This window comes from Halobacillus sp., assembly GCF_049282395.1.
GTDB lineage: Bacteria > Bacillota > Bacilli > Bacillales > Halobacillaceae > Halobacillus.
This window is the reverse complement of the sequence record NZ_JBAPTY010000124.1, coordinates 1-5,327: the sequence shown is the minus strand read 5'-3', so window position 1 is coordinate 5,327 and position 5,327 is coordinate 1. Positions and strand designations below refer to the sequence as shown.

Here is a 5,327-nt window from a genome sequence, read left to right as displayed (position 1 = left end):
TTGATAACAATAAAGAAATTGTTATTATCAGTCGGGAAAGTGATCTTGTGCGCAATTTCATCGTTCAGCAGCTGGGGCGCGGGGCAACGATTCACTACGCAAAAGGTGCATTTAATCAGGAAGACAAGGAAGTAATTACGACAATCTTAAACCGAAAAGATTACACTCGCTTGAAAAAGTTTATGTCGTCTGTAGATGAGCGAGCATTTATTACGGTTCATTCCATGAATGAAATACTGGGAGAGAACTTCAAACGTCTCGCTTAATTAAAATAGAATATGAAAAAGCCTTCAGAAGTTATTTTAATCTGAAGGCTTTTTTATAAGGTTTTTTAATGCTTGTGAAGCCTAATAAAGTAGAGGCGTTTATAAAGCTCACTGCGATAAGTGAGGCTATGGTGTAGTTATAGCTGCCTGTTAGATAAGAAAAGCAGAAAAATAACAGAATAATCATCATGGAAAGACTGATAAGTAAGAGCGATAAAGGGCTTATCATGTTCCCAGTTTTTCTTTCCATTATAAGATTTCACTCCTCACGAACAACTTGTTATGGTTAATCATACATGAAAGGATTATTTTCTGTCAATTTACTTAACTCAATAGATTTGCCCTGGGTAAAATTAAATAGATTGAATAATTAAGAATATTTGATATAATTAGTTTGCTATAAAAAATGAACAAACGCTCATTATTGTAGAGGAGGAATATCAAGTGGATCGTGAAGAATTAATTGCCCCTGAAAGATATAACGTAGTTTCAGAGATGGAAAAGTTTGCGGAAGATCCTGACCGAAAGGCTTTATTGTGGCTGAGTGAAGCCGGGGGCCGAAAAGAAGTTACATACGAACAGCTCCTGCATCAGGCAAACAAGATGGGAAATGCTTTTCTGGACCATGGTTTGCAAAAGGGAGATAAAATCCTTGTCATGATTCCTCGATTGATTGAAGCGTATCAAGTATATATCGCTGCTTTAAAAGCTGGGTTAGTTATTATTCCAAGTTCAGAAATGCTTCGTGCGAAAGACCTGCAGTACCGGATTACTCATGGGGATGTACGTGCGGTGGTCAGCTACCATCCCTTTACAGACCATTTGGATGAAGTGAAAGAAAGTGATCAACTCCTTAAATTTTCTGTAGGAGGTTCGAAAGAAGGCTGGTTTGACTTTGACGGATTATTAGAGGATTACAGTTCTAATCTTGAAACAGCTGACACAGCTAGCGATGATATGGCCTTTTTATCGTATACTTCTGGAACGACAGGCAATCCAAAAGGAGTGGTTCATACCCATGGATGGGGATACGCTCATTTGAAGACTGCTGCTTATAAATGGCTTGCTATTCAAGATGGTGATACAGTATGGGCGACAGCTGGGCCAGGCTGGCAGAAGTGGGTGTGGAGCCCGTTTTTATCCGTCCTGGGCACGGGGGCAAGAGGTCTCGTGTATCAAGGGAAATTCAATCCGAAAACCTATTTAAGCCTTATGGATGAGCACAATGTTAATGTTTTATGCTGTACACCAACTGAATATCGCCTTATGGCTAAAGTAGATAATCTTGATGATTATCAGCTTGCTGGACTGCACAGCGCTGTTTCTGCAGGCGAACCATTAAACAGGGAAGTTATTGATACTTTTAAGAATCATTTCAACGTAACGGTTCGGGATGGTTATGGTCAGACGGAGAATACTCTTTTAGTAGGAATTTTGAAAGACATGGAGGTCCGTCCTGGTTCCATGGGACGTCCTACACCAGGGAATCAAGTTGAAATTATTGATGAACTTGCTGAACCTGTGGAAACAGGAGAAGTTGGAGATATCGCTGTGCATCTGGATACTCCTGCCTTGTTCAAAGAGTATTATAAGGATCCGGAACGCACAAAAATGTCCCATCGTGGACATTATTATGTGACAGGGGATCAGGCGAGAAAAGATGAAGATGGGTATTTCTGGTTTGAAGGACGCAGTGATGATATTATTATCAGTTCCGGATACACCATTGGACCTTTTGAAGTAGAAGATGCTCTTGTGAAGCACAAAGCTGTGCAGGAGTGTGCTGTAGTTTCAAGCCCTGATGAGGTGCGTGGTAATGTTGTAAAAGCTTTTATTGTACTTCAGAACAACTATGAGCCAACGGATAGTCTAGTGAAAGAATTACAAGACCATGTTAAGAACACCACAGCCCCTTACAAATATCCGAGAAAAATCGAGTTCACCGAGGAACTTCCTAAAACGACGTCTGGAAAGATCCGTCGCGTAGAGCTTCGTAAAAAAGAAAATGCTTCCAGATAGGCTGCCTGATAGGAAGCTTAATCTGAGACTATAACTGAAAGACAAGACCTGTTGCTGAGAAAACTCTTCAATGGGTCTTTTTTTTGGAAATGGATAGGAGAATGAGTCAATGATTAGAGGAGCTGTCATAGATGATGCCAATCATCTAGCAGAACTTATGAAAACATTAGGTTATCCAGCCACAGAAAACGAGATGAGGCAGCGCTTAGAGGTGATTTTGCCTCATGAGGATTTCAAAACTTTTGTATATGACTCGACTGAAGGGGTGATTGGCATGATCGGGATGAGTTTCAGTTATGCCTATCATACCGATAGCCCTCATGTTCGAGTCATTGCTTTTGTAGTCGACAGAGAACATCAAGGAGAAGGTGTGGGGAGATTACTAATGAGAGAGGCAGAGCACTGGTCAGAGGTTAAAGGTGCCAAAACAATTCAATTAAATAGTGGTAACCGTAAAGAACGTGAAGTCACCCATAAGATCTATGAGGGATTTGGTTTTGTCGGAAAAGCTACTGGTTTCTATAAAAAGCTATAATTTCTAAAAATAATCCGCTTTAAGAATTTTCCTTAAAGCGGATTTTATTATTTATGACCGGTTCCATAATTCCATTAACGGTCCATTTTCCCCCAAGAGAGGATCTGCTGCAGGAGCAGGCGCATCAGGAATTTGAGAAAGTGCTTGTTCGTATTCCTTTTTATCTCCAGTTTTTAAGTCAAATGATTCTCCAAATGGGTAGGCAGCAAGAACTTGGAAATCAACAGTGGCCCCTTCATTTTTATGAGCCACGCCGGCTGGAAGAATAATTAAATCTCCTTTTTTAACCTCCAGGGTTTGTCCGTGCGGTCCGCCTAGCTTCAAGCGGGCTGATCCTTCTATCACACCTAGTATTTCGTGAGTTCGGCTATGGTAATGATGGTAATCAAATATTCCGCCAACCCATGTGTTGGACCACCGGTTTTTTTTGAATAACCTTTCAGCTTCACTTGTTGGCATATCCATTGCCTGACGATATACTAACGCTGGCAAATAGGGGTGATTTGGATAATAGCCATCCTCTTTCAGCAAAATACGATCTATACTTGTGTTCATGAGTCTCTCCTTTCAATATCTCTCCCAGTGAAACATAACCATACATAAAAGAAGATAAACATTTTTTGAATATAAATGAAACTATTACCAACTTATATTCGTATGTTAATACAGAGACACAATTTATGTTGGATAGTTAAATATTATATTAACATGATGTGAATAGTTAAAAAAATGCGCTAGTTGAATTGGAAAGATATTACTAAAATTGTTAGAATAATAAACGAGGTGAGCAAATGGCAAAGAAAATAATTATAATAACGGGTATTCTATTTACGATAATTTTGTCTCTAGTTTACATAGATCAAAGGTACTTCTTTAATCCAGTAAAATTCAGCCAAGATGCAGTTACACCTCATGATTGGAATGAATATGAACGTCCGATGACTCTGACTTATTATAAATTAGAGGATGGAAGACAGACTGTTACGATTGATACAGAACAGGAGATTAAAACCCTATTAAGAACGTTAAAAGAATCTCCACATGAAGAGGATGCGGAACTGTCAGAAGATGTCGAGGGCGCTATAAAGCTTTCAAGTAATAAGCACACATTATTAGAGATTTACTTTTACGCGGATCATTGGAAGATTTTGAAGGAGAAAGGTGCCATTTACGAAATTACTCAGCCACTTGAGCAATTATTTAATAAGTACTAGTCAGCCGTTTTTCCAGGCTGGCTAGTTTTTTGTTAAGAAAATAATGATTCCTTCCGGAGATCTCGTCTTGTTCCATCACTCAGACATTCGGGACGTAAGCCGCTCATCAATGGATCGAAAAAACGTAATCCTTTTGGATAGTGGTGTTACGCTGGTCATGTCTTTCGGGGCAATTCCACTTTCCTGTGTCGTGCAGGGCTGAGTCTTAAAGAATCGAAAACTTAAATGTAAATCAAGACGAAAATTTTAAAGGAATTATCTAACGAAATCTCCATAAAACGTTTATGATAGTCAAAAAAATAAAAAGAATGTAATATACTTGAAGAGGTTAAAATGAATAAGACAACAACGAGGAGTGCATAAAATGAGCAGGATATTTACTCATATCTTTAACATACTGGTTGGAATTCTGATTCTCATTGAGGGAGGCGTCTACATATTTGTAAACAATAAAGATGGGGACATTCATTTTCGCAGTATCATCATGACCCTTTTGTTACTTTTGGCGTGGGGAATGTCTTATCGTAAGCAATTAACGAGTGAAAATCCAAGCGCGTGGCTGATTGTAACCATTATCATTACGATCCCAATGATTCTCCCATGGCTTTTCTTTATATAATTAAGTATTGCCGAGCCAAATCATAAGGCCAACAGCTCCAAAAACAAGCGCCGAGACAAGGTAAATATACCCGAAAACTCGGTGCTTAACTTCCTCCTGGCTGGTTTCTACAGCCCCTGAATAGATAAGAAATAAAATAGCTATGATATACATAGATAATTCTACGCTTGCGTAGGATCCTTTTTTTATTATGAGCCATGAATCGATGGGAATGGCTGTGAAAAGAGGGAGATAAAGAGGATTAATCCAATCTCCCCGTTCTTTTCTCTTATTGAACATAAATACCCCTCCTTATTTTATAGATTTGTTAAACTTCATTATTGATTTTAAGGTAAAGCTCCCGTTACCTGAAGACTCAGTTCCGAGATATTTGTTGAGCGGAAGGTCCTCCGGGGGACGATTTCGCTTTCCGCCCCTGCACGATGCAGGGTCGTTCGACGTTGCCACACGACGTGGCGATCTTAGTCGAACATCTCTTGCGCTGAGCCTCCTCAAGCTAAAGCTTTCCGCGGTCTCACCGATCATGTTTATCCCATTCTTACACTATTTTAGTCGTACTCGAAAATCAGAACATAAACGACAAGGAGAGCTATCCAGCTCCAGCACCTAGCGTCTAGTGAGACTTCCCTCACTTCTGTACGATAAGTCAACATCGAATCGCTCCACTCTTCGTG

General features: G+C 39.6%; 7 protein-coding genes. 5 read left to right on the top strand and 2 right to left on the bottom strand.

Annotation, left to right across the window (positions count from 1 at the left end; genetic code table 11):
- The 3 genes from WAM07_RS05840 to WAM07_RS05830 form a co-directional block, all read left to right on the top strand.
- On the top strand, positions 1 to 266 hold a 266-nt coding region (locus tag WAM07_RS05840; RefSeq protein WP_422165545.1), incomplete at its 5' end, for a DUF2179 domain-containing protein.
- Positions 267 to 710: 444 nt separating this feature from the next.
- Entirely contained in the window at positions 711 to 2,285 is a 1,575-nt protein-coding gene (gene mbcS / locus WAM07_RS05835; protein WP_422165544.1) for an acyl-CoA synthetase MbcS, read from the top strand.
- 109 nt (positions 2,286 to 2,394) lie between these two features.
- Complete coding sequence (locus WAM07_RS05830) at positions 2,395 to 2,820, top strand: GNAT family N-acetyltransferase (RefSeq protein WP_422165542.1); 426 nt, start codon at positions 2,395 to 2,397, stop codon at positions 2,818 to 2,820.
- Positions 2,821 to 2,871: 51 nt separating this feature from the next.
- Here the strand turns inward: WAM07_RS05830 and WAM07_RS05825 are convergent, their stop codons facing one another.
- Positions 2,872 to 3,375: a cupin domain-containing protein gene (locus tag WAM07_RS05825; protein ID WP_422165541.1), complete on the bottom strand. Its 504-nt coding sequence runs from the start codon at positions 3,373 to 3,375 to the stop codon at positions 2,872 to 2,874.
- A 236-nt stretch (positions 3,376 to 3,611) separates the two neighbouring features.
- Between WAM07_RS05825 and WAM07_RS05820 the strand changes: the two genes are divergently transcribed.
- Positions 3,612 to 4,034, top strand: a complete 423-nt coding sequence (locus WAM07_RS05820; RefSeq protein WP_422165539.1) for a hypothetical protein — start codon at positions 3,612 to 3,614, stop codon at positions 4,032 to 4,034.
- 364 nt (positions 4,035 to 4,398) lie between these two features.
- Entirely contained in the window at positions 4,399 to 4,653 is a 255-nt protein-coding gene (locus WAM07_RS05815) for a hypothetical protein (RefSeq protein ID WP_422165538.1), read from the top strand.
- Here the strand turns inward: WAM07_RS05815 and WAM07_RS05810 are convergent, their stop codons facing one another.
- A complete protein-coding gene (locus tag WAM07_RS05810; protein WP_422165537.1) occupies positions 4,654 to 4,932 on the bottom strand; it encodes a hypothetical protein in 279 nt (92 codons plus the stop codon). It abuts the gene before it with no gap.
- Positions 4,933 to 5,327 lie beyond the last annotated feature (395 nt).